This window comes from Nocardia sp. NPDC051570 (assembly GCF_044454005.1).
Taxonomy (GTDB): domain Bacteria; phylum Actinomycetota; class Actinomycetes; order Mycobacteriales; family Mycobacteriaceae; genus Nocardia.
On the sequence record NZ_JBITDI010000056.1, the window covers coordinates 3,156 to 5,391 of the forward strand.

Here is a 2,236-nt window from a genome sequence, read left to right on the forward strand (position 1 = left end):
AGGGGCCTACAAGCTTACCGAAGTCAGCCAAACTCCGAATGCCGGGGTGTGAGAGCGCGGCAGTGAGACTGCGGGGGATAAGCTTCGTAGTCGAGAGGGAAACAGCCCAGATCGCCGGCTAAGGCCCCTAAGCGTGTACTAAGTGGAAAAGGATGTGGGGTCGCTGAGACAACCAGGAGGTTGGCTTAGAAGCAGCCACCCTTGAAAGAGTGCGTAATAGCTCACTGGTCAAGTGATCCTGCGCCGATAATGTAGCGGGGCTCAAGTACACCGCCGAAGCCGCGGCAGTCACACATTATTCTGCTCTTTGGAGCCAGGAGTGTGGCTGGGTAGGGGAGCGTCCTGCAGCCAGGGAAGCCACGGTGTGAACCAGTGGTGGAGGCTGTGGGAGTGAGAATGCAGGCATGAGTAGCGAAAGACGAGTGAGAAACTCGTCCGCCGGATGACCAAGGGTTCCTGGGCCAGGTTAATCCGCCCAGGGTGAGTCGGGACCTAAGGCGAGGCCGACAGGCGTAGTCGATGGACAACGGGTTGATATTCCCGTACCCGTGTATCCGCGCCAAATATCGAATCAGTTGTGCTAACCATCCAAAAGCGGACCTATCACCTTCGGGTGAAGAGAAGTGGCTGCATGGGACCCTGATTGTAGTAGGTAAGCGATGGGGTGACGCAGGAAGGTAGCTGGGCCCGGTGGTGGATTACCGGGTGTAAGCCTGTAGGGCGTTGTGTAGGCAAATCCGCACAACATGTAGCCTGAGAGGTGATGCGTAGCCGTTGAGGCGAATTCAGTGATCCTATGCTGCCGAGAAAAGCCTCTAGTGAGTTGGTACACGGCCCGTACCCCAAACCGACACAGGTGGTCAGGTAGAGAATACTAAGGCGATCGAGATAACTGTGGTGAAGGAACTCGGCAAAATACCTCCGTAACTTCGGGAGAAGGAGGGCCCGGTCTGGTGAACATCCTTGCGGTGGGAGCTGGGTTGGGTCGCAGAGACCAGAGAGAAGCGACTGTTTACTAAAAACACAGGTCCGTGCGAAGTCGTAAGACGAGGTATACGGACTGACGCCTGCCCGGTGCCGGAAGGTTAAGAGGACCGGTTAGCGCTTCGGCGCGAAGCTGAGAATTTAAGCCCCGGTAAACGGCGGTGGTAACTATAACCATCCTAAGGTAGCGAAATTCCTTGTCGGGTAAGTTCCGACCTGCACGAATGGCGTAACGACTTCTCTGCTGTCTCCACCACAGACTCGGCGAAATTGCAGTACGAGTAAAGATGCTCGTTACGCGCGGCAGGACGAAAAGACCCCGGGACCTTTACTATAGCTTGGTATTGGTGTTCGGTACGGTTTGTGTAGGATAGGTGGGAGACTGTGAAGCTCGGACGCCAGTTCGGGTGGAGTCATCGTTGAAATACCACTCTGATCGTATTGGGCTTCTAACCTCGGGCCATGATCTGGTTCAGGGACAGTGCCTGGTGGGTAGTTTAACTGGGGCGGTTGCCTCCTAAAATGTAACGGAGGCGCCCAAAGGTTCCCTCAGCCTGGTTGGCAATCAGGTGTTGAGTGTAAGTGCACAAGGGAGCTTGACTGTGAGAGCGACAGCTCGAGCAGGGACGAAAGTCGGGACTAGTGATCCGGCACCGGCAAGTGGAAGCGGTGTCGCTCAACGGATAAAAGGTACCCCGGGGATAACAGGCTGATCTTCCCCAAGAGTCCATATCGACGGGATGGTTTGGCACCTCGATGTCGGCTCGTCGCATCCTGGGGCTGGAGTAGGTCCCAAGGGTTGGGCTGTTCGCCCATTAAAGCGGCACGCGAGCTGGGTTTAGAACGTCGTGAGACAGTTCGGTCTCTATCCGCCGCGCGCGTTAGAAACTTGAGGAAGGCTGTCCCTAGTACGAGAGGACCGGGACGGACGAACCTCTGGTGTGCCAGTTGTCCCGCCAGGGGCACGGCTGGTTGGCCACGTTCGGAAGGGATAACCGCTGAAAGCATCTAAGCGGGAAGCCTGTTCCAAGATGAGGTTTCTCTCCCACTTGATGGGTTAAGGCCCCCAACAGACCATTGGGTTGATAGGCCGGAACTGGAAGCCCTGTGAGGGGTGGAGGTGACCGGTACTAATAGGCCGAGGGCTTACCAACAAAGGTGCTACGCGTCCACTGTGCGGTGTCTGAAACAATACACAGACACTCTCTCCTCACTCTGCGAAGGCAGGGTGGGTGCTATCGGGATTCTCGAC

1 rRNA gene (running past one end of the window) is annotated in these 2,236 nt (G+C 56.4%); it reads left to right on the forward strand.

Annotation, left to right across the window (positions count from 1 at the left end):
- A 23S ribosomal RNA gene (locus tag ACIA76_RS43530) occupies nucleotides 1-2,138 on the forward strand; it begins 1,080 nt to the left of the window's first position.
- Nucleotides 2,139-2,236: the final 98 nt, after the last annotated feature.